The sequence below is a fragment of the Achromobacter kerstersii genome (genome assembly GCF_902859595.1).
Classification (GTDB): domain Bacteria; phylum Pseudomonadota; class Gammaproteobacteria; order Burkholderiales; family Burkholderiaceae_B; genus Achromobacter; species Achromobacter kerstersii.
The window spans coordinates 277,284-299,051 of sequence record NZ_CADIJQ010000004.1 but is presented as its reverse complement, the minus strand read 5'-3'; the positions used below and the strand labels follow the sequence as shown (position 1 = coordinate 299,051).

Genomic DNA, 21,768 nt, shown 5'->3' with positions numbered 1-21,768 from the left:
CGCATCGGTACACTCAGAAAAAATTTATCCATGCACTGACTAAACAATGAAAATGAATCTTGCAACGCCGCTCCTGATGATGGCGTTGAGCCTCACGGGCGCGACCGCTCACGCGCAAAGCTACGCACTGACCATGACGGGCCTGGTGACCAGCCCGTCGTGCGGGCTGACGGTTGACGCCATTGCCTTGGGCGACGTGCCGTTGTCGGAATTCACGTCGTCGAATGTGCCGGCCTCGCGGTACAGCAAGTCCTTCGACGTCAGATTGCAGAATTGCGAAGTCAGCTCCTTGTCGGCGGCCTCGTTGAAGTTCTCGGGCACGATCACCGGCAGCACGTCGATTCTGGCGCTGACGAATATGAATGGCGCGGGTGTGGCGGTAGGCATCGGCGTGCAAATCACCACGAACGATTCCCAGCATGGCAGCACCGGCACGCCCGTCAAATTTGATGGCTCTGAGTCGTATGCGTTCCGGCCGTCGTCGGGAAAGAGCAGCTATACCTTCCTGGCGAGCTATATCCGTTCACCGACGGCACCTTCACGCGCGCCCGGCACCGCCAACGCGACCGCAACGGTCACGCTGACGTACTCCTAATCACGCTCTCAAGCCGCGCGGCCTTTGCGCCGCGCGCGCCATTCAGCCTGCTCCGGCTGAAAGTCCCGCCCACGCGCCCCGTCCTGGCTGATCCGCATTCGGCTCACGCCCGGCCCAGCTTCGTACTCGTCCGATTGAACGGGGGTACGGCGTCCTGCACACTTTCCCCATCGTATTTGCCCATGCCCGCCAGCGATCCTGCTGCGCGTGGCGCGCGCCGCCGCACGTTTTGCGCGTCTGTTTCGCGGCCTAGGCGCATCCTTCTCTTTTGCTATGAACATCAACCAGATCATTCGCCGGGAATCCGGCCTGCCCGCAGTATTTACGCGCGGACAATTGGCGGCGATTGCGGTCGGCGCCGTCATTAGTTATGGCGTCGTGTCGGGCAGCGCATTTCCGCTGACGGTGGCCGGCCCCGCCGCGGTGCTGAGCTATGCAGCGGCCGCGCTGATCGCGCTGTTGTTGATGCGCTGCCTGTCAGACATGACGGCCGCCCATCCCACGCCGGGCGGTTTCGCGTCGTATGCCGAAGCGTTTCTGGGCCATCGCACCGGTTTTGTCGTGCGGGCCGCGTATGTCGTTTCCGTTGTGACGATCGTGGGAACCGAAATCGCCATGCTGGAGCGCGTGCTGGCCTGGTGGATGCCGCAGGTTCCGCCTTCGCTGGTGGTCATTGCGTTGCTGGCCGGACTGAATCTTCTGCATCTGGCGGGCGCACGTGTGTTTGCCTGGGTCGAGTTCGCATTAAGCGCCGTAAAAGGGCTGGCGTTGCTTGCCCTGATCGTGATCGCGTGCGTCTACGCCTTCAATGCCGCGCCGCCCACGGTTGACGGCGCGCGCACCGCATCGTCCACGATTCTTGCGGGCATGACTGGCCCGCAGGTGTGGCAAGCGTTCACGATTGCAACGATGGGCTTTATCGGCCTTGAAGTGATGTCGATTGCGGGTGCCGAGACCCGTGTTCCGGCCCGTGTTCCGGCCCGTGGGCTGGGCCGCTCGATGCGGCGGGCGGCGTGGTGGGTGGTGGTGCTGGTGGTGGCGGGCGTCGCCGCATCGGCATGGTTCCAGTGGCATGAGCCCGTCGCGCCCAACCTCACGCCGTTTGTGCAGTTGCTTGAACTGGCGAAGTTGCCGGGCGCGCAGCTGGCGTTCACTGTGTTGATGGCCGTGACCGTGGTGTCGGTACTGAATTGCCAGATCTATGGCGGTTCGCGCATGGTGTTCAGCATGGCCCGGGCGGGTCAGGCGCCCGCCATGTTGGGGCGAGCCGGCAAGCTGCGCGCGCCCGTCACGGTCGTGGTGGGGGCGGCCATGCTGGTCTACGCCGCGCACCTGGTTTTTCCAGGCGTGGTGTATGTGGCCGCATCGTCCATGGCGATTACCAGCTTGCTGGCGATATGGATGGTGATCTTTCTGGCCTACATCCGCTTTCAGCAGCTTGGCGGCGAAGCGCGCGGGGCCAAGGGGGCGTGGCGCGGCATCGTGGGCGTTGTCGTGATGATGGCGATTGCGGTTTCAACGCTACAGATCGATGCCTTCGCGCCGGCCCTGTTCTATGGAATCCCGTTGTGGCTGTTGCTGTCATTGGCCGCCTTGTTATTACGCAACAAAACCGGGAATAGTCATCCCGATAATCTCGGCGGCAAACGCAAAAATATGAAAGGTTTGGTTGAGATTTAGGACGGGTACGAGTCGGAAACGTTTGGGTCGGCATATTTCGTTCTGGACCGATATTAATCACTTTCCCCGCGGACTATTATCTTTTCACGCTCATAGATAGGGCGATGCAAGGCCAAAAGCCTTTTCGTGAAATTAATACATCGAGTAATTCGAATGAGCAAGTTAGGTATCTGGGTTGATTTTTCGCAGAAGATTGTGTGCACCGAGTTGCGTCAGCAAGATCTGATTTCAGGATCGGATTGGGCCTATGACGCCAGCGACTGTGCACAGAAATTTTCGGCGATGTCGTACCAGGGATACCGCCTTTGGGCCGTGCCGTGTCTGCGATTGATGCGTAAGCATCCGGCGCTGACTCGCGTGCTGGCCACAGCCGTCCGGTGGATGGTGGCTGATATTAAATATCAGCGGGGTGTGAATAAAAAACCGCACGTAATGGGTTTGATTATTCGTCGGGGTATTTTCTGGCCCGCTAACTTGTTAATGGGTGGTTTAGTGGTCGTTGCGCGTGCCGACAGGTTCATGCACGAACGCAACACCACGGGAATCGGCATCGGTGGTTAATCAGCGAATGTGTGTTTCTTTTACGACTCAACTAAAACTGGATTTTTCCAACATCATGACTAAGACTCTTCTCAACACTCTGTTGGCCGCCTCTTTTGTGGTTGCCGCTGGCACCGCTGCTGCTGCCGACACCGGCAACATCTCCTTCCAGGGCGACATCACGCAGTCGGCCTGCTCGATCGGCGGCGGTCAGCAAGGCGCCGACATGCTTGTGAAGATGGGCAGCATCTCGACGAACATGTTCAAGGCGGTTGGCGACAAGGGCCCGCAAACCGACTTCAAGATTGCGCTGCTGGGCTGCGACCCGACCGTGTCCACCGCCGCTTCGATCTCCTTCCGTCCGGGCGCTGGCAGCGTCATCAACAGCCGCCTGCTGAGCCTGGAAAGCGGCAGCGGCGCCCAAGGCGTGGCCGTCGGTCTGGCTGACGAAAACGGCACTGCTATCGCCGTTGGCGGCGCTGGCGTGACGTACAACCTGATCTCGGGCACCAACAACTTCAACTTCAAGGCTTACTACGAAGCCACCGCCGCCACGGTGACCGCAGGTAAGGCGAACGCCCAAGCCGTGTTTGAAGTTCAGTACTCCTAAGCATGTGAAAGGGGTCTAGCGCCCCTTCTTGGCGGAACCGGAGGCTCTCTTCGGTTCCGCACCCACCCGTACTGGGTGGGTGTCGGCCACGCAAAGCGGCGCCAAACACGGCGATCTCCCTATGGCGAGTCCGCTTCGTTTTACGCGAGGCCCGGCACAACTCCCCGAATTCCAATTGCATGCGCGCATCAGCTGTCGCTGAGCGGCAAGCGTGCGCGTCTGTATCGGCATACGACTATGAAATGCAACCTTAAATACTCCTTGGTCGCGGCGGCGCTGTGCCTGATGGCAGGCGCGGCTCAAGCCCAGCAGGCGACGGTGTCCGTCACGGGCAGAATCACCAACACCGCCTGCACCTTGTCCGTCGGCTCGGTGGCCATGGGCGACGTGCCCATCAGCGAGTTCGCGAGCAACGCCGTGCCCTCGGCGGCCTACCAGAAGAATTTCAACGTCACGCTAGGCGGCTGCCTGCTCAGCACCTTGAACGCGGCGTCGCTGAAGTTCAAGGGCACCACCATCAACGATGCCTCTACGCTGGCGCTGGCCTCGGGTACGGGCGCGGCGTCGGGCTTTGGCGTGAGGATGTTCGCAACCGACACCACCCACGGCGCGGCAATGGTCAATTTCAACGAAGCCTCGACCCACAACTTCAACATTTCGTCGGGCAAGAGCACCTACCAATTCACCGCGTACTACTACAAGTACGGCACGACTGCGAAGCCCGGCACCGCCAATGCTTCCGCCACGGTGACGCTCACTTACTCCTGATTTTTCTTCGTCATCCCGGCGCCGTTCGGGATGACGCTTTCCCCTGCACTAATCGTTTGCGCGCCGCAGCGCTTGAACCTGCCGGACATAGCCATGACTCTACTCTTCAAACGCCTCCTTCCCGCGTGCGTCGCCGCTTCCTGCGTGCTTGCCGGCAGCGCCGCTCACGCAGCCATTCAGTTGTCCAGCACTCGCGCGATCATGAACGAGAAAGACCGCAACGTTGCGGTCTTCGCCAAGAATCTGACGGCCACGCCGTTCGTGGTGCAGGCCTGGATCGATGGCGAAAAAGAAGAGATGGAAACGCCGTTTTTCATCACGCCGCCGCTGAGCCGCTTTGACGGGTCTTCCGAGCGCAGCCTGAACATCACGCGCGTGGGCGACGATATGCCCAAGGACCGCGAGTCGTATTACTGGATCAATGTGCTGGAGATTCCGCAAAAGAGCGAGTCGAAGGACAACAGCCTGACGCTGGCGACGCGCACGCGCATCAAACTTTTCTACCGCCCCGCCGCCATCGACAAGATGCCGCGCGGCGCCGAGCAATCGAAGTGGTCGATCGCGCGCGACGGCAAGAGCTGCCGCCTGGCGGTTGACAACACGTCGGCCTACAACATCAACTTTGCTCGCGTCGATGTGCCCGGCGAGCCGGAAGGCCTGGGCAAGACCGTCGTCGCCAAGCCGCTGGCAACCACCTACATCCCGCTGGGCAAGTGCCCGGCAGGCGCCGTGTCCGTGACGCCGCAGGTCGTCAATGATTACGGCGTCATCGAAGCGTGGCCGACGGTCTCCGCAGGCGAGCGCGGCGCAGAGGCCGTGCAAGCAACGGTCGGAGGCCAGAAGTGATACCTAGGCGTATGCCATGCCGTCCCGTTGCACTGGGCATGGGGGCCATCCTGGGCCTTGCGAGTACTCAGCTCATCTGGTCCGCCGAACTGGCGCCGTCGCCGGTTTCGGCCGCAGCGCAGGAGCAAACCCAGGAGCAAACCCAGGCGCCTGCGGCGTTCGACAATAGCTTTTTGCATCGCGGCAGCAGTCAGCCCAGCGTTGACCTGTCGGTGTTCGCGTTTTCGAACCGCGTGCTGCCGGGATTGAAGTCGGTGTCGGTGCGCCTGAACGGCCAGTTCCTGGGCGTGAGAGATGTGGATTTCGTGCAGGTTGACGACAAGGAAGACGCGCAACCGTGTCTGCCCGTGCCGTTCCTGGAAGACATCGGCGTGAACATGCTGGCGTTCCCGAAGTTGGCGCAAGACAAGGACGTGCAATGCACCAAGACGCTGGAGTTCATTGCGTCGTCCTCGGCGGCGTTTGACGCCGACAAGAACGTGCTGACGCTGTCGATTCCGCAAGCCGCGCTGGTGCGCCAGGCGCGTGGCGTGGTGTCCCCTGACTTGTGGGATGTGGGCGAGACCGCGTTCTGGTCGTCCTACCGTTTGTCGTACAACGACATGCGCAGCTCGGGCGGCCGAAGCAGTTCCAGCGGCCACTCCAGCTTTCTGAGCCTGCGCAACGGCTTCAACCTGGACGCCTGGCGCCTGCGCGCCAACGGCACGTTCTATGACAACGATGGCAGTTCCAAGTGGGACTGGAGCGACTTCTATGCCGAGCGCGATGTGGCCGCCTGGCGCGGCTGGCTGCGCTTAGGCGACAGCTCGACCTCGGGCAACGTCTTCACGTCGACGCGCTTTCGCGGCGTGCAGTTGCGCTCTGATGAAGGCATGCTGCCAGACAGCATGCGCGGCTACGCGCCCATCGTGCGCGGCGTGGCGCCCAGCAACGCCAAGGTGACGGTGCGCCAGAACGGGCATGTGATCTATTCCACGTTCGTGGCGGCCGGTCCGTTTGTGATTGACGACCTGTATTCGACACCGGGCGCGGGCGACCTTGAAGTGGAAATCGAGGAACTGGGCGGCCGCACGACGCGGTTCTTCCAGCCGTTCTCGGCCTTGCCCGCGATGATGCGCGAAGGCATCTGGAACTACAACTTTGCGGTGGGCCAGTACCGGCCCACCTATGGCAACGACAAGCCGATGCTGGGCCAGGCCACGCTGGCCTATGGCTTGCCCTTCGGCTTGACAGCCTATGGCGGCTGGACCAGCGCGGCTGACGGCTATCACGCGGGCGCGATTGGCCTGGCCCTGAACATGCAATCCCTGGGCGCGGTGTCGGTGGACACCACCAATTCGCGTTCGCGTCAGCGCGACGGCAAGACGCTGGTCGGCACGGCGGCGCGCATCCAATATGCGAAGTCGTTCCCGGGCAGCGGCACGGACTTCACGCTGGCGGGTTACCGCTATAACTCAACCGGCTATCGCAGCCTGGAAGACGCCGTGCGCGACCGCACGGAAGGCGACCTGTTCCAGGGCTATCAGCGCCAGCACGAGTATCAGTTGTCGTTGTCGCAACGCCTGGGCAATGTGGGCTCTTTGTCGTTCAACTACTACGGCATCGGCTATCGGAATGCGCCGCGCAAGGCCGAGTACATGCAGATGGGGTTCTCAAGCGCGATCGGCCGAGTCGGCTATTCGCTGAACCTGGGCAGGAACAAAAGCCCCTGGCAGGACAGCCAGACCACCATCATGTTGACGCTGAGCCTGCCGCTGGGCGGCACGAACACGGGCAGCTATGCCATGAACCACAGCTCGGGCCAGGGCACCAGCCACGACGTCAACCTGAACGGCGCATTGACGGACGATTACGCGGCCACCTATGCCTTGCAAACGGGCGTGACGAGCGGCGGCACCGATAGCGGCGGCCATGCCTATGGGTCGCTGGGTTATGCCTCGTCCATCGGCCAGGCCAACCTGAGCCATGCGTATTCGCGCAACAACTCCAGCACCAACGTCGATTTCAGCGGCGCCTTGGTGGTGGACCGCAAGGGGGTGCTGCTGGGCCAATCGTTGGGCGAAACCGCCGTGGTGGTGGACGTGCCGGGCGCGGCCGGGGTGCAAGTGGACTCCTATCCGGGCGTGCGCACCGACGGCTCGGGCCGTGCCTTGATTCCCTACGCCAGCCCGTACCGTGAAAACCGTATTTCGCTGACACCGAACCATGACGATATGACGGCGACGATTCAAGAGAACGTGCAGACCGTGGTGCCGACACGTGGGGCCATCGTCGTGGCGCATTTCAATACGGAACTGGGGCGTACGCTGCTGGCGACGTTGCGCGGCGCGGACGGGGCGGAAGTGCCGTTCGGCGCGGCGATCTACAACGTTGACGGCGAGCAGCGCGGAGTGGTCGGACCGGTGGGGCGTGCGTGGCTGACCGGCCTGCAAGGTGCGAACCGCTTCATCGTGAAATGGGGCGCCAACCAGGAACGGCAGTGCGCGTTTGACATTGATGTGTCGGGCGAAGAACTGAAGACCGACGAAGTGAAAAAGGAACTGACATGCGCATGATCGGACTGTCGCGCACTATCGTGAAAAGTCGGGGCGGCGTGCGGAGGCCTGTGTTGCCCGCCCGAGCGTTGCCCGCCGTAGCGGCCACCTTCGCCCTGGTGGCTTGTCTGGGCGGCATCACCGGGACCGCCTACGCGGGTCCGCTGGACACGCGCGCCGTGTCGTGCACCGTGAACAGCGGGGGCACGACAAGCAAGGGCAATCAGTATTACGCGTACTCCTCGACGGCCAACGTGTATTCCCTCAGCCCGACACGCACCGTCCAACCCATGCCCGCGCCGGGTACGACCGGCAGCGTGCTGTTTTCGACGGTGGAGCGCGTGCTGCCTCAGTATGAAGGCGCGTCGCAAGGCTATGCGGCGCCGTTGTACAACTGCCCGCCCGGCACCCAGGAATATTTCCGGGGCAACGGCAGCTACGATTCCTATTCCAGAAGCTATGCGACTGGCTTGCAAGGTATCGGATATCGCGTCTATTACTACATCGGCAATGGCGAGGAGTTGGCCGCGCCGCAGACTTTTGACAATACCTATGCGACGGGCGCGTTGGTGTTCCCGATGTCGTCAAGCGCACGCGGCACCTACCGCACGCGTATCGATTTCGTGGCGACGGGCGCCACGATCAAGCCGGGCGTCATTGTTGGAAGCAACATCTTTGGCCAGGCCTCGGTGTCTGCCGGCTCAGCGCCGGCGGGCTTGTATCGCGTGGGCATGAGCGGCAATATCACCGTCACCGCGCCGACCTGCCAGATCAAGAATCCGCAAAGCCAGACGATCGCGCTGGGTAACGTTACCGCCACTGCCATGAATAGCGGAGCGGGCGAAAACGCCTTGTATACCAGCGAATTGCAGGTGGATTGCGGCATGAGCAGTCAGGCGTCGCCCACGGTCAAGTTGACGACGAACTATGCGGCCAATGGCTCGCCCGACACGGTCTCGAACCAGGCCCAAAACGGCGCGCAGGGCGTGGGCGTCAGGTTGTGGCTGTGGAACCCGGGTTTGAACAACTTTGAACGGGCGGCGTTCAACAGCACCTTGCCCAATCGCGGTACGCTCATCAGCTCAACGCCAAATTCCACGTGGTCGTACAAACTGGGCGCGTCTTATCTGCGCACAGGGGGCACGGTCACGGCGGGGTCGGTGTTGTCGACGGCGACCATCACTTTTACCTATAGTTAACGCCGCCGCCCGGGCGCTTTGGGCAGAAGATCAACCCCATCTTTCATGGTGCGTTAATGCGAGCCAAGTTCGAATCTGATATCCCCCCCTTGCCCGAAGACCCCGAATTCCGGGAGAAACTGGCGACCATTGTTTCTTCCATCGGCCGGTGCGACCGTGACGCGTTGCTGGAAGGAAAATCCTTCGCAACCGTGATGAGCGATTTTGATTCGATCATGGTGCTTGAGATCCTGCTGGAAATCGAAACGGAATTTCACATCACTACGGACGACATGCTGCCGACCGACGGGGCATACAAGCCGCAGGAAATCACGAACGCGTTTCCGCAAGACCTGGACGGGTTGATGGCCTACATGCGCACGGTCGTCGTTCGGGTTGCCGAGGAAAAAGTGGCGGCAAAGGAAGCGGCACGGCTGGCGGCCTTGGCCGCGACCGACGCGCCCACGCCGCAACCCCCTGAAAAGGCTGATAAAGATGCAACGTAGAAGAGTCTTCATCACGGCGGTTGGCATGGCCACGCCGCTGGGCGACACGGCGGATAAAACGTTCGACGCGCTGATGGCGGGAAAATGCGGCGTGGGTAAGCATCCCGACGCCGCCATCGACAAGCAGGTCGGCTTCATCCGCGAACCGCTGGACGTGGATGCCTCGCCCAGCCAGTTGCGGTCGATGGACCGCGTGGCGCTGGTGGCGCAGTACGCCGCCGATCAGGCGCTGGCCGCCGCCGCGCTCAGCGCCGAACAGAAAAAGCAATGCGGCGTGTTTGTGGGAACGGGGATCGGCGGCGTGTCGTCCTTGTCGGAAGCCATCGAGATCCATCACGGCCTGGCGCCCCGGCGCACGTTCCTGGTGGTGCCGTCGGTGATGCCCAATGCCGCCACCGCGCAAATCGCGCAGACGCTCAAGACCACGACCGAGGCGCAGACCTACGCCACCGCCTGTTCCGCCGGGGCCGTGGCCATCGGGGAAGCTTTTCGCCGCATCCGCGACGGTTATCTGGACGTGGCCATCGCGGGCGGAACCGAGTCCATGTTGACGGAAACCATCGTCACGGCCTGGAAGCAGCTGCATGTGCTGAGCGCGGAGCTGTCTGAAGACGGCAGCGTCGGGGGCTGCCGCCCGTTCAGCGCGCGCCGCTCGGGCTTCGTGCTCGCCGAAGGCGCGGCCATGCTGGTGCTGGAATCGGAAGCGCATGCGCGCGCGCGCAACGCGGTGGTGATCGCCGAACTGGTGGGCTACGGCGTCAGCAACGACGGCACGCATCCGCTGCGGCCCGACGACGAAGGGCAGGCCCTGGCCATGTCGCGGTGCTTGTCAGACGCCGGCCTGACGCCCGAGGACATCGGGTACATCAACGCGCACGGCACGGGCACCTACGTGGGCGACCGCATCGAAACCTCGGCCATCAAGCGCGTCTTTGGTGAGCGCGCCGGGTTGGTTCCGGTCAGCAGCATCAAGGGGGCGCTGGGGCACACGATCGGCGCGGCGGGCGCCATCGAGGCCGCCGTCACCGCGATGTCGTTGCGCCAGGCCCAGGTGCCGCCGACCTTGTTCTTCGAACCCGGCGATGAACAGTGCGATCTGGACTATGTGCCAGGCGCGGCGCGGCCGCTGCCGGGGCTTCAGGCGGCGCTGAGCAACTCGTTCGGCATGGGTGGCAACAACGCCGTCCTGGCCTTCAAAAAAGCAAGCTGATGCGCCTGCCGGGGCGGCAGTTGCATGGGAAACCGCGCCCGCATCGCGGGATAAGCATGGGGTTTTGATCAGTCCCATGCGTCAGGCGGGCGTCTTCGGTCGAGTCCGATTGCCTCGCCGTCTGAACCTGGATAGCCTCACTGTCAATCCTTAGCCAAAACATAAAGGACACAGATGAGACACCTCCTGCGTATTCCGTTCGTCAAGCACGACCTTCGCCGTCGTCATCGCGTTGCCCTTGCGCGCAAGCCGGGCATTGCGCGCGGCGGCATGCGTGGCTTCTTCAACGGTTTAAGGTGAGGGACGCCGTGCGAGACGTCATTCGCGTTGTCTTGGCCGACGGGCACCCCATTTGCGTCAAGGGCGTGCAAATCGAGATATCCGTGGCCGATATTGCCCAGGTTGTCGCCTGCGCCTTCAATTCCACCGAGCTGTTCGACATTCTGGACACGCACCACTGTGACGTGCTTGTCAGCGACTACGTCATGTCGGGGGCGGATTTTGGTGATGGTCTGAGCATGTTCGCGCGGATACAGGAGCGCTATCCCCGCCTAAAACTGGTGGTGCTGACGTCGCTTGATAATCGCATCGTGTTGCAGGCGCTGGAAGCGCTGGGGGTGCGCGCCATCGTCAGCAAGGGTGACATGCCCGAGCATTTGCGCCGGGCCTTGTACGCCGCATGGTGTGGCGAGCCGTACCGGTCGCCGCGCATCCAGGCGGCGCTGGAATCGGATACCGCCGCTGAGCATGAAGACCCGCTGACCCGGTGTGAAGTTGAAGTGGTGCGCCTGTTCCTGTCGGGCTTCTCGCTTGGAGAGATCGCCCAGAAATTCCATCGCAGCAAGCAGACGGTCAGCGCGCAAAAGCGGGCGGCCATGCGCAAGCTGGACGTACACAGCGATATGGATCTGGTGCGTTACGGGCTGAGAAGCGGGCTGGCGGCGTGAGGGATCGGCGCCCGTTCTGATCTTGATGTTGCATTTCAACAATTGGGATTGCGCGTCCTCTGGCGCGAGGGTAAGGTCGCAACGTAGGATTTATCCGATGTTGGGCTTACAGGGGTGATCGTTGGGGACTTTCACGGTAGTGGTGGCGATGCTGGTCGCCGTTTTGCTCAGCGGCGTGATCGTCCGGCTGATTCCCCTTGCCATTCCCTTGCCGTTTGTGCAGATCGCGCTGGGCTTTCTGATCGCCGCCGTGTTTCAGCGCGGCGTTCTGATCGAACCCGATATCTTCTTCCTGCTGTTCCTGCCGCCCTTGCTGTTCCTGGATGGCTGGCGGGTGTCGAAGCTGGCGGTGATTCGCGAATCGTCCTCGATCTTGCAGCTGGCGTTCGGCCTGGTATTTCTGACGGTGATTGGCGTGGGTTACCTGATCCACTGGATGATTCCCGACGTGCCGCTGCCGGTTGCATTCGCCATTGCCGCCATTGTGTCGCCCACGGACCCCGTGGCGGTCGAGGCGATCTCGCGCCGCGTCCACATTCCCCGCCGCATGATGGCGATTCTGGAAGGCGAGGCGCTGTTCAACGATGCAAGCGGCCTGGTTGCGTTCCGCTTCGCCGTGGCGGCAGCCGCCACCGGCACGTTTTCGCTGTCGGAAGCGGCGCTGTCGTTTCTCTGGGTGTCCATCGCGGGCCTGTCGATTGGCGCGGGGCTGACGTGGCTGATCATGCAGGTGCGCAGGTTCATCACCAAGCGGCTGGGCGAGGAGCCGGGCTCGGAAGTGTTGCTGAGCCTGCTGACGCCGTTCTTCGTGTATTTCGTGGCCGAACACGCCAACGCTTCCGGCATCTTGGCGGCCGTGGCGGCCGGGGTCATGATGAGCTATTCCGAGCTGTCCGGCCGGGCGCTTGCCGCCACGCGCATGGAACGCCGCGCCGTTTGGGACATGGTGCAGTTCACGCTGAACGGCATGATTTTCGTGCTGCTGGGCGAACAGTTCCCGACCATTCTGGCCGGATTGTCGCGTGCCGCGGGCGAGGCGGGCGGCCTGTCCCTGTACTGGTTGCCGGTGTACGGGCTGGCGGTGTGCCTGGGCCTGATCCTGTTCCGCTTGCTGTGGGTGACGGTGTCGCTCAAGCTCAGCGCGATGGCGGCGCGGCGGCGCGGGACGGAACCGCCCGAGGTGGGCATTCGGGTGATTCTTGCGGTGTCCGTGGCGGGCGTTCGTGGCGCGGTTACGCTGGCGGGCGTCATGACGCTGCCGTTCGCGCTGGATAGCGGCGCGCCGTTTCCCGCACGCGATCTGGCGGTGTCGCTGGCGGCCATGGTCATTGTGTTTTCATTGCTGCTGGCCAGCCTGACCTTGCCCAGCCTGATGCGCGGCCTGCACTTTCCCGCCAACAGCCGCGTGCAACGCGAAGCGTCTTTGGCGCAGGAAGCCATGTTGCAGGCCGCGCTGGACAGCGTGGCCGCGGGCGCCAAGCGCCGGGTTGCGGAACATCCCGACGAGGCCGCCCTGTATCTGGAAGTGGCCGACAGCCTGACCGCCACCTTGCGCCGCCAGGCGGGCGAGGCGCCGGACGGCACCTCCGCCGAACAGGTCGCCAAACAAGCCGCCATTGAACGGCAGTTGCGGCTGGAGGCGATAGCGGCCTCGCGCGATGCCGTCTTCCACCTGGCGCGCACCCACCGTATTTCCGATTCACTGGCGCGCGAGCATGCGCGTTTGCTGGACCTGCACGAAGCGCATTTGCGTTAGAGGGCGTGCGCCCCTGGCCGCGTGTCAGGGTGACGGCGCGTGCGCTACTGAACGCTTTCCACCGGCTCGATGACTTTGAAGGGTGAAGAAAAAGAACATGGCTAGCTTTCCGATGCATTGGCCCGCTGTCACCGCCGCCGTCCTGCTATCAGGCTGCGCTCCGCGCAGCGCGCCCTACGTGACGGTGTTCGATTCCTATTTTCCGGCCTGGATACTGTGCGCCGTGATCGGCGTTGTGGGCGCATCGCTGGTGCGGGTGCTGCTGGTGCGTTGGGGTATTGACGACGTGATGCCATTACGCGTGCTGGTGTACCTGAGCCTGGCCGCCGCGCTGATGTTCCTGAGTTCGCTTCTGTTTTTCACCCGCTGACTTTCACCCGTTGACTTTCACCCGCTGACTTTCACCTGCTGACCATGCCGACCTTCAAGTCCTCTTCCAACAAGCGGCGCATCGCGGTGGTGATGGCCGTGCTGATCGTGGTGCTGGCCGTGGCGGCCGGGCTGGCGTATGTGATGCGGATGGAAGCCAAGCCGCTATCCGAAGATGCGGTGCTGACGACCGACGTAGCGCGCGTGGCCGCTGCCGTGCCGGGCCGCGTCGTGGCGCTGAACGTGCGCGAGAACAGCCAGGTCACCCGTGGCCAGGTGCTGTTTGCGATCGACCCGGAGTTCTATCGCTTGCAGGTTGAGCAGGCCGCCGCAGGCTTGCGCATGGCGGAAGCGGCGCTGAGCTCGCGCGGCCGGTCGGTGCAAGCCGAGCAGTCCAACGCCACCATCGCGGCCGAACAGATTGCTCGGGCGCGCGCCAATGCGGCGCTGGCGGCGCAGACGTGGGAACGGCTGAATGCGCTGCTACCCAAGGGCTACGTAACGCGCCAGCAGGTAGACGAAGCGGCCACGCTCAAGCGCAATGCCGAGACCAGCCTGAAGGAAGCGCAGGCGCAGCTGGCGGCCGCGCAGGCGCTGGTCGGCGACGCCGAGGGCGCGCAAGCGCTGGTGGCCGAACGGCGCGCGGCGCTGGCCATTGCCGAACGCCAGCTGCGCGAAACCGAAGTCAAGGCGCCGTTCGATGGCCGAGTCGCCGGCTTGTCGATCACCGAGGGCGATTACATGGTGCCGGCGCAGTCTGCGTTTTCACTGATCGACACAACGCGCTGGTTTGCCACGGCCACGTTTCTGGAAACCGAGTTGCCCGCCATCCAGCCCGGCGATTGCGCCACGGTGTACGTGGCCGCTGACCGCCGGCTGGGCTTGAAGGGCGTGGTGGAATCCACAGGCTGGGGCGTCAGCGCCGAAGACCTGATCAACCTGCCGCGGCGCTTGCCCTATGTGCCCAAGTCCTTGAACTGGGTGCGCGTGGGCCAGCGCTTTCCGGTCCGCGTGAAGCTGGATAACCCGCCCGCCGAACTGATGCGCGTGGGCGCGTCGGCCGTCGTCTTGGTCGATCATGAAAAGCGGTGTTGACGCCGCCTGGCTGAGCCAGCTCGCGCCCTTTCCAGGCCGGGCGGCGATGGCGTGGCGGATTGCGCTGGTCTGCGCGTTGACGGCCATGGTCGCCATGACCTACGGCATTCCCGAGTCGGCCATCAGCTGCTACCTGGTGTTCTTCGTGATGAAGCCGGACGCGGCCGAAAGCTCGGTGCTGGCGGTGGCGCTGTCGGTGCTGGTGATGCTTGTCGTCGGCGTGCTGCTTCTGCTGACCAACCTGACGCTGGCGCAGCCGGCCATGCGCATTGTGGCGCTGGCGGTGTCGTCGCTATTGCTGTTGTTCCTGGCCTCAGCCAGCAAGCTGGGGCCGCTTGGCGGCATCATCGCGCTGGTCCTGGCGTTTGGCTTGACGCTGCTGAGCTACGTGCCGGTTGGCGAAGCGGCCACGCGGGGCATCCTGTATGCGTGGCTGATGGCGACGATGCCGATGGCGCTGGTGCTGATCGTCAGCATCACGATCGGCCGGCGGCCGCTGACGTTGCTGCGCACGACGGTTGGCGACCGGCTGGACGCCGTTGCCACGTATCTGGAAAGCGGCGGACGTGCGGGCCGCGCGCGTCTTCGCGAGATGCTGGGCGAAGGGCAAGAGGAATCCATGAAGCGCTGGGGGCTGCTGCGCGGGCTGGCGCTGGCGCGGCGCGATGAAACGCGTCGTTTGGGAATGGCGTTGCAAGAGTCCTACCGGCTGCTTTTCGCCGCGCTGGCGATGCGTGGCGGCGGGCAGGATGCGCTCGCCGCTCGTGCGCGCGAGGCCGGGCAGGCCCTGGCTGCGGGACGCGCTGCGCCGGCCGCCGCCGGCCCTCCTACGCATTCCCCGACGCACCCCCCGGTGCACGACTCCACGCCCCCCCCCACGCCCCCCCCGGTGCCCGACTCCACGCACAACCCCACGCACAACCCCACGCAACCCGCCGCAGCCCGGCAAGCGTGGCGCGCGCTGTCGGCAATGGGGGACGACGCCTCCATCATGCCCGCTCCGCAGCCTGCCGAACCGTTCATGGCGCCCGACGCGTTCAGCAATCCGGAACACGTGCGTTACGCCATCAAGACCACGGCCGCCGCGCTGATCTGCTACCTGATCTACTCCGCGCTGGATTGGCAAGACATCCACACCGCGATGATCACGTGCTACGTCGCCGCCTTGGGTTCCGTGGCGGAAACCACGCAAAAGCTCATGCTGCGCATCATCGGCTGCCTGATCGGCGCGGCGATGGGCGTGGGCGCCATTCTGTTTTTGATCCCGCACATGAGCAGCGTGGGCAGCTTGATGGTGCTGGTATTCGCCGGCGCGTTCGTGGCGGCTTGGGTGGCGGTGGGCTCGGAGCGCGTGTCGTATGCGGGCGTGCAGATTGCGCTGGCATTCATGATGACGGTGTTGCAGGGCTTCGGCCCCAGCATCGATATGTCTGTCGCCATGGACCGCGTGATTGGCATCTTGCTGGGCAACGTGGTGCTGTACCTGGTGTTCACGCAGTTGTGGCCCGTTAGCGTTGGCCACCGGGTGCGCGAAGATCTTGGGCGTGCGCTGGAGGGCTTGGCGAAGTTGGCGCGGCTGGGCGAGGGCGGGCGCGACCGGGCGGTGGCGCAGGCCAGCGCCGTGGCCGGGCAACTGGCGGGCATCCGGCGCGCGCTGGGGCTGGCCACGCTGGAACCCCGAACGCTGCGGCTGGATAGCGCCCGCTTGCGGGAATTGATCGCGGTCACGCAGTCGGTGCAGGCGCTGTGCATGCGCTTGCTGATCGACGCGCCTGAGCCGGACGAGGCGCTTGCCGCACGCCTGGAGGCCATGGCGCACGCGGTGCGCAATGATGAGCCAGGAAGCGTCAAGCAGGTGAACCAACTGATGGAAGGGCAATAGGATGGAAGGACGGATAGCCTCGGCGGGGCGTGCGGCGGCGATGGGGCTGTGCGCCATCGCATGCCTGATGGCGCTGACTGCATGCGTGGCCACCGGCAACCAAGGCGCGCCCGAGTCGGCGCAACGGCAGTGGCAGTCATCCGATGCGCCCGCCGAATGGCGCGCGCTTGCCGTGTCGGGCGCGCCTGCCGCCAGTCTGCCCGGCCAGCCGCCGCCGTTGGACCCCAGCCGCGAATACGATCTGCCCGCTCTCATCGACCTGGCCCAACGCAACAGCCCCGACACCCGGCTCGCATGGAGCCAGGCGCGTCAGGCCGCATCCACCGTGGGCATCGCCGACGCCACGTTCCTGCCGATGCTGTCGGCGCACGTGGTGGGCGGCTACATCTCTACGCGCAATCAACTGCCCGAAATCCTCGGGCAGCGTCCGCACGTGGATACGAGTTCCAGCGGCGTGGTGCCGCTGGCGACCTTGCAATGGCTGCTGTTCGATTTCGGCCAGCGCAGCGCCTTGCGCGACAGTGCGCGCAGCCTGTCGCTGGGCGCCAATTTTCTCTACAACGGTGCGCACCAGAAGCTGATCTACAGCGTGATGAGCACCTATTACGAACATGACGCGGCGCGCCAGCGCAGTGAGATCGCCAAGGCGTCGTTGGGCAATAGCGAAGCGGTGCTGGCGGCGGTGGACGCGCGGCGGCGCAACGGCATGGCCACCACCATCGAGCTGGCGCAGGTGCGGCAACTGGTGGCGCAGGCGCGCTTGCGCGTCGTCACGACGCAAGGCGCCGAACGCAACACGTACCAGGCGCTGGCCGCGGCAGTGGGTATAGACCCCACCGCCACGCTGCGCATCGCGCCCCTGACTCGGCGGCCGCTGCCGCCTGCGACCGATGTCGCCAGCCAGGAGATCCTGCATCAAGCGCTGGCCGACCGGCCGGACGTGATGGCGAGCGTGGCGGCGCTGAAAGCGGCGGAGCATTCCGTGGACGCCGCGCGCGCGGACTTTCTGCCCAAGGTGTATTTGGCGGGCTTTGCCGCCGCCGGTAACCGCAACCTGGATGTGGGCAACCTGCCCATTCTTGCGGGCCAGTCGAACGCCAATGGGGTGATTGTCGGGATCAGCGTGCCGATCTTTGATGGCGGCCTGCGCAGCTCGCGTTTGCAGGACGCACGCGAACGCGTGCAGGCCTCGCAAGCCGCGCTGTCCAAGTTGCGGATGGAAGCGATGCGCCAGATTGTGGTGGCATCCACCACGCTGGAATCCGCGTTGCAGGCTAACGAAGCCGCGACAAGCCTGGAGGAAGCCGCCACGCTGACCTACGACGCCGCGCTGGATGCATACCGGCATGGCGTAGGCACCGTTACCGCCGCCACCGAAGCCGCCAATGGTTTGCTGGCCGCGCGCAGTGCGCGGGCCGATGCGTATTCCGCCGCCTTGACCGGCGCGGCCACACTGGCTTTTTCGCTGGGGCGCATCAACGCCGACAGCGCGCAATAAGTCTTCAGACACGAATCCAACCCGGGAGTCACCTTCATGTTCGATGTGGATGCCACGTCCATCAACCGGCTAAGCGCCGTCAACTGCGGCTGCCACAACCCGGCTGCCGCCCGCATCAACGCGTTGTACGCCGTGCATGAAGCGGCAGCGGCGAATCTTGGCGGCGCCAAGGCGTCGGCTGCCACAGCACCGGCTGCCACATCACCGGCTGCCGCAGCATCGGCTGCCGCAGCATCGACAGCCGCCACCGCCCCTCACAGCACCGCCGCACCGCATCCCGCCGCCCATCCGCCCATCGCCTTTGTGAACGTGCGCATCTTCGATGGCGTCTCGGACGCACTCCTGACCGGCATGCGCGTGGTAGTGGAAGGGCGCCAGATCAAGGCGGTGGAGCCGCAATCCCTGCCGCTGCCGGAAGGCTGCCAGGTGATCGACGGCAAGGGTGGTGTGCTGATGCCCGGCCTGATCGACGCGCACTGGCATTCGATTTTGGCGCGCCCCAGCATCCTGATGGCCATGACCGCCGACTTCAACTACGTGCATACGATGGCCGTGGTGGAGGCGGGCGCCACGTTGATGCGCGGCTTCACCACGGTGCGCGACATGGGCGGTCCGGCCTTTGGCCTGAAGCGCGCCATCGACGAAGGCCTGACGCCGGGGCCGCGCATTTACCCGTCGGGCGCCTTCCTGAGCCAGACCTCCGGCCACGGTGATTTCCGGCTGTTGTCCGATCTGCCGCGCTCGCCGGAGGGCGGGCTGAGCTATGTGGAAAAAGTGGGCGTCACCGCGATCTGCGACGGGGCGGATCAGGTGCTGCTGCGCGCGCGCGAACAGTTGATGCGCGGCGCGTCGCAGCTGAAGTACATGGCGGGCGGCGGCGTGATGTCTTCCTACGATGGCCTGGACGTGACCGAGGGCTCGCTGGAAGAACTGAAGGCGGCCGTGACCGCGGCGGAAAACTGGGGGACCTACGTGACCGTGCACGCCTACACTTCGCGCGCGGTCGGCATGGCGCTGGATGCGGGCGTGCGTTGTATCGAGCACGGCCAGTTGATTGACGAAGACACCGCGCGCCGTATTGCGGACATGGGGGTCTGGTGGAGCTTGCAGCCCTTTCTGGATGACGAAGACGCCGTGCCCACGCAGTCACCGTCGTCGCGCCAGAAGCAGCTGGCCATGGTCGCCGGCACCGACCGCGCCTACGAGATGGCGCACCGCCTGGGCATCAAGACCGCGTGGGGCACGGACACGCTGTTCGACGCGCGGCTCGCCACGCGCCAAGGCGCGCAGTTGGCGAAGATGAGCCGCTGGTACGGTGCGGCCGAGGTGCTGCGCATGGCAACCAGCGTGAATGGTGAGCTGTGCGCCATGGCCGGCCCGCGCAATCCGTATCCCGGCAAGCTGGGCGTGGTGCAAGCCGGCGCCATGGCCGACCTGCTGCTGGTGGATGGCAACCCGCTTGAAAACCTGCAACTGATCGCGCAACCCGAGCAAAGCCTGAGCGTGATCATGAAAGACGGCAAGGTCTGCAAACCCGCGCAGGGGTAAGCGCCGCCGCTGCCCCCTTTTCACTTTCGTACTAATCCGATCTGTCCGGGTGCCGTAGCGGGACAAGTACGAGATGAATTGCGGGGCACGGATACTACATTGGCTGCATTTGGACCTGACAAAGCCCAGGAGGCTGGATGCGCCATGCAGATATCTCTCATCATTGCCGATGATCATCCCGCCCTGATCACCGGCGTCAAGCACGAACTGGCGGACTTTCACACCATCTCCATCGTGGGCACGGCCAGCAATTCGACGGAAACGTTCGAGTTGCTGGCGAAATCGCACTGCGACGTGCTCGTGACCGACTACGTGATGCCCGGCGGCGAGTTCGGCGATGGCATGACCATGCTGTCGTTTCTGCGCCGCCGTTATCCCGACCTGAAGATCATTGTGTTCACGACGATCGACAACCGCGCCATGGTGGCCGAGATGGTGAAGATCGGCGCGCATGCGGTGTTGAGCAAGGTGGATGTGATCGGGCATCTGATCTCGGCCATCCATGCGGTGTATGCCGGCGCCACTTACTTTTCGCCGAAGTTCCGGTCATCCTCCGCTGTTGGCCGCGTGGCGCAGATCGACCCCGCGCAAAAGCTCACGCGGCGCGAGACCGAAGTGGTGCGCCTGTATGTGTCGGGCGTCTCCATCAACGAGATCGCCAGCCAGTTCAATCGCAGCAAGCAAACCATCAGTTCGCAGAAGACCAGCGCCATGCGCAAGCTGGGCATTGAGCGCGATGTCGAGCTGTTTCGCTTTGCCTACGAAACCGGGCTGTTGACCGAAGGCGGTACACCGAGCGAGCACGACACGATGGACGCGATGCTGGCCGAGCACGAGTAGCGCGCGCGGAGCCGTTTTGGTACTAGTCAGATTGTTCGTGCAGGGGCGTCAGACCATACTGAGTCCACTATGCGAGTCGTCAATATGGTTCATCACATCTCCCCTCAACGGCCGGGCAGCGCCCGCGGATTGGCCGCCATCAAAATGGGTTGCGCCCCGCGCAGCGCCACGGCGTTGAATGCGTTGCTCGACGGCGGCATATTGCACACGTTGCGCAGCGCCTGCGGCCTGGATGCTCTGGCCATCGCGCTGCGCGAACAGGCGGCGGATCTGGTCGTATGTGAAGTCACCGGCGTCGCTTGTGAAGGGCTGCTGGTGCCGGGGCGCCTGCAAGGCGAAGTCCAGGCTGGCCGCCTGCCGCGCATGCCCGCCGTGCTGTGGATCAGCGATCTGCCGCGATGTGTGCTGGACGCGTATGCCAGCGGACTGCGCGCGGCGGGCGCCGTGATCCACATCGTGCGTAGCGCGGCGTTCATTCCGGCCGCGCTTGCCCGTTTTTCGCAGTGGCAAGAGCCGGTCAAGCCCGACGCGCCCGCGCCGCGCTTTACCGATGAAGATGTGATTTTGGCGCTGGGCGCCAAGGACGGCATCCGCGTGGTGTTGCAGCCGCAAGTCGACCTGGCCACAGGAAGAGTTCTTGGCGCCGAGGCGCTGACCCGGTGGCGTCATCCGCAGGCAGGCGATGTGCCGCCAGCGGAGTTCGTGCGGGCGATCAGCCGGCTGTCGATGGACCCGATGCTGTTCCACTTCGTGACGGAACGCGTGCTGGACGTGCAGGCGCAATTGGCGGGCCAGGGCGTGTCGCAGCGCATATCCGTGAATGCTTCGGTGTCGACGTTGTCGGCGCCGGGCGTTGCGCTCAGTCTGGAAACACGCACCTTGCGCCGGGGAATTTCGCCGGAACTGATCACCGTCGAGATCACCGAAGATGAAACCATCCAGGACAAGACGGCCCTGGAGGCCGGACTGCGGCGGCTGCGCGCGTGCGGCTTCGGCGTCAGCATGGATGACTTCGGCACGGGCGCTTCCACGCTGGAACGCCTGACGCGCCTGCCGTTCAGTGAACTCAAGATTGACCAGTCGTTTGTGCAACGGCTGGAGTCCGGCCAGGCCTCGCATGCCGTCGTGAGCGCCGCGTTGTGGCTCGGACGCGCGCTGGGGCTGGCGGTGGTTGCCGAAGGTATCGAAACGCAGGAGCAGGCGCGCCAGCTGCACGCGCTGGGCTGCCGCATCGGTCAGGGGTATGGGCTGGGGCGCCCGATGGAGGTGGACGCTTTCATTGAACACGTTCTGCCGGCGTCTTCATGCATGCGCCTGCCGGCGAGGCGCAAACAGGCGGTGGCGTGAGGGATGCCAGGCGTCGTCG

At 64.2% G+C, this 21,768-nt stretch carries 19 protein-coding genes; all 19 read left to right on the top strand.

Annotated elements, in window-relative coordinates; genetic code table 11:
* Window positions 1-46 precede the first annotated feature (46 nt).
* The 19 genes from HV765_RS15135 (at window position 47) to HV765_RS15045 (ending at window position 21,749) form a co-directional block, all read left to right on the top strand.
* Window positions 47-595, top strand: coding sequence for a fimbrial protein (locus HV765_RS15135; protein ID WP_245636317.1), 549 nt, complete (start codon window positions 47-49; stop codon window positions 593-595).
* A gap of 273 nt (window positions 596-868) precedes the next feature.
* On the top strand, window positions 869-2,275 hold the full coding sequence (locus tag HV765_RS15130) for an amino acid permease (RefSeq protein WP_175170191.1): 1,407 nt from the start codon (window positions 869-871) through the stop codon (window positions 2,273-2,275).
* Window positions 2,276-2,428: 153 nt separating this feature from the next.
* Window positions 2,429-2,836: a hypothetical protein gene (locus HV765_RS15125; RefSeq protein ID WP_175170190.1), complete on the top strand. Its 408-nt coding sequence runs from the start codon at window positions 2,429-2,431 to the stop codon at window positions 2,834-2,836.
* Between the two features lie 55 nt (window positions 2,837-2,891).
* Entirely contained in the window at window positions 2,892-3,425 is a 534-nt protein-coding gene (locus tag HV765_RS15120; RefSeq protein ID WP_175170189.1) for a fimbrial protein, read from the top strand.
* A gap of 237 nt (window positions 3,426-3,662) precedes the next feature.
* Complete coding sequence (locus HV765_RS15115; protein ID WP_054422888.1) at window positions 3,663-4,193, top strand: fimbrial protein; 531 nt, start codon at window positions 3,663-3,665, stop codon at window positions 4,191-4,193.
* Window positions 4,194-4,286: 93 nt separating this feature from the next.
* On the top strand, window positions 4,287-5,039 hold the full coding sequence (locus HV765_RS15110) for a fimbrial biogenesis chaperone (RefSeq protein WP_054422886.1): 753 nt from the start codon (window positions 4,287-4,289) through the stop codon (window positions 5,037-5,039).
* 11 nt (window positions 5,040-5,050) lie between these two features.
* A complete protein-coding gene (locus HV765_RS15105; protein WP_254600583.1) occupies window positions 5,051-7,594 on the top strand; it encodes a fimbria/pilus outer membrane usher protein in 2,544 nt (847 codons plus the stop codon).
* The gene (locus HV765_RS15100; protein ID WP_175170188.1) at window positions 7,585-8,772 is read left to right on the top strand and encodes a fimbrial protein; all 1,188 of its coding nucleotides are present in this window, start codon (window positions 7,585-7,587) and stop codon (window positions 8,770-8,772) included. Before HV765_RS15105 ends, HV765_RS15100 begins: the two co-directional genes overlap by 10 nt.
* 56 nt (window positions 8,773-8,828) lie before the next feature.
* The gene (locus HV765_RS15095) at window positions 8,829-9,257 is read left to right on the top strand and encodes an acyl carrier protein (protein ID WP_175170187.1); all 429 of its coding nucleotides are present in this window, start codon (window positions 8,829-8,831) and stop codon (window positions 9,255-9,257) included.
* Window positions 9,247-10,467 carry a beta-ketoacyl-[acyl-carrier-protein] synthase family protein gene (locus HV765_RS15090; RefSeq protein ID WP_054422882.1) on the top strand — a complete coding sequence of 407 codons (1,221 nt, stop codon included), beginning with the start codon at window positions 9,247-9,249 and terminating at the stop codon, window positions 10,465-10,467. The genes HV765_RS15095 and HV765_RS15090 overlap by 11 nt, the downstream gene beginning before the upstream one ends.
* Before the next feature lie 308 nt (window positions 10,468-10,775).
* Complete coding sequence (locus HV765_RS15085) at window positions 10,776-11,414, top strand: response regulator (protein WP_054422880.1); 639 nt, start codon at window positions 10,776-10,778, stop codon at window positions 11,412-11,414.
* A gap of 121 nt (window positions 11,415-11,535) precedes the next feature.
* Window positions 11,536-13,170: a Na+/H+ antiporter gene (locus HV765_RS15080; RefSeq protein ID WP_175170186.1), complete on the top strand. Its 1,635-nt coding sequence runs from the start codon at window positions 11,536-11,538 to the stop codon at window positions 13,168-13,170.
* Window positions 13,171-13,267: 97 nt separating this feature from the next.
* Entirely contained in the window at window positions 13,268-13,540 is a 273-nt protein-coding gene (locus tag HV765_RS15075) for a YtcA family lipoprotein (protein WP_175170185.1), read from the top strand.
* Window positions 13,541-13,584: 44 nt separating this feature from the next.
* Window positions 13,585-14,634 carry a multidrug transporter subunit MdtN gene (gene mdtN / locus HV765_RS15070; protein WP_175170184.1) on the top strand — a complete coding sequence of 350 codons (1,050 nt, stop codon included), beginning with the start codon at window positions 13,585-13,587 and terminating at the stop codon, window positions 14,632-14,634.
* On the top strand, window positions 14,618-16,516 hold the full coding sequence (locus HV765_RS15065) for an FUSC family protein (RefSeq protein WP_217483368.1): 1,899 nt from the start codon (window positions 14,618-14,620) through the stop codon (window positions 16,514-16,516). Before mdtN ends, HV765_RS15065 begins: the two co-directional genes overlap by 17 nt.
* Window position 16,517: 1 nt before the next feature.
* Window positions 16,518-18,014, top strand: a complete 1,497-nt coding sequence (locus HV765_RS15060; RefSeq protein ID WP_175170183.1) for a TolC family protein — start codon at window positions 16,518-16,520, stop codon at window positions 18,012-18,014.
* Window positions 18,015-18,050: 36 nt separating this feature from the next.
* Window positions 18,051-19,562 (top strand): metal-dependent hydrolase family protein, encoded by a 1,512-nt coding sequence (locus HV765_RS15055; RefSeq protein WP_175170182.1) that lies wholly within the window; start codon window positions 18,051-18,053, stop codon window positions 19,560-19,562.
* A 144-nt stretch (window positions 19,563-19,706) separates the two neighbouring features.
* Window positions 19,707-20,402 carry a response regulator gene (locus tag HV765_RS15050; protein ID WP_175170181.1) on the top strand — a complete coding sequence of 232 codons (696 nt, stop codon included), beginning with the start codon at window positions 19,707-19,709 and terminating at the stop codon, window positions 20,400-20,402.
* Between the two features lie 69 nt (window positions 20,403-20,471).
* On the top strand, window positions 20,472-21,749 hold the full coding sequence (locus HV765_RS15045) for an EAL domain-containing protein (protein WP_175170180.1): 1,278 nt from the start codon (window positions 20,472-20,474) through the stop codon (window positions 21,747-21,749).
* Window positions 21,750-21,768: the final 19 nt, after the last annotated feature.

Bases quoted from the DNA above. Each gene is read 5' to 3' on its own strand.
- HV765_RS15135 (WP_245636317.1), top strand. From the start codon at position 47: ATGAAAATGAATCTTGCAACGCCGCTCCTGATGATGGCGTTGAGCCTC.
- HV765_RS15130 (WP_175170191.1), top strand. From the start codon at position 869: ATGAACATCAACCAGATCATTCGCCGGGAATCCGGCCTGCCCGCAGTA.
- HV765_RS15125 (WP_175170190.1), top strand. From the start codon at position 2,429: ATGAGCAAGTTAGGTATCTGGGTTGATTTTTCGCAGAAGATTGTGTGC.
- HV765_RS15120 (WP_175170189.1), top strand. From the start codon at position 2,892: ATGACTAAGACTCTTCTCAACACTCTGTTGGCCGCCTCTTTTGTGGTT.
- HV765_RS15115 (WP_054422888.1), top strand. From the start codon at position 3,663: ATGAAATGCAACCTTAAATACTCCTTGGTCGCGGCGGCGCTGTGCCTG.
- HV765_RS15110 (WP_054422886.1), top strand. From the start codon at position 4,287: ATGACTCTACTCTTCAAACGCCTCCTTCCCGCGTGCGTCGCCGCTTCC.
- HV765_RS15105 (WP_254600583.1), top strand. From the start codon at position 5,051: ATGCCATGCCGTCCCGTTGCACTGGGCATGGGGGCCATCCTGGGCCTT.
- HV765_RS15100 (WP_175170188.1), top strand. From the start codon at position 7,585: ATGCGCATGATCGGACTGTCGCGCACTATCGTGAAAAGTCGGGGCGGC.
- HV765_RS15095 (WP_175170187.1), top strand. From the start codon at position 8,829: ATGCGAGCCAAGTTCGAATCTGATATCCCCCCCTTGCCCGAAGACCCC.
- HV765_RS15090 (WP_054422882.1), top strand. From the start codon at position 9,247: ATGCAACGTAGAAGAGTCTTCATCACGGCGGTTGGCATGGCCACGCCG.
- HV765_RS15075 (WP_175170185.1), top strand. From the start codon at position 13,268: ATGGCTAGCTTTCCGATGCATTGGCCCGCTGTCACCGCCGCCGTCCTG.
- mdtN (WP_175170184.1), top strand. From the start codon at position 13,585: ATGCCGACCTTCAAGTCCTCTTCCAACAAGCGGCGCATCGCGGTGGTG.
- HV765_RS15065 (WP_217483368.1), top strand. From the start codon at position 14,618: ATGAAAAGCGGTGTTGACGCCGCCTGGCTGAGCCAGCTCGCGCCCTTT.
- HV765_RS15060 (WP_175170183.1), top strand. From the start codon at position 16,518: ATGGAAGGACGGATAGCCTCGGCGGGGCGTGCGGCGGCGATGGGGCTG.
- HV765_RS15055 (WP_175170182.1), top strand. From the start codon at position 18,051: ATGTTCGATGTGGATGCCACGTCCATCAACCGGCTAAGCGCCGTCAAC.
- HV765_RS15050 (WP_175170181.1), top strand. From the start codon at position 19,707: ATGCAGATATCTCTCATCATTGCCGATGATCATCCCGCCCTGATCACC.
- HV765_RS15045 (WP_175170180.1), top strand. From the start codon at position 20,472: ATGCGAGTCGTCAATATGGTTCATCACATCTCCCCTCAACGGCCGGGC.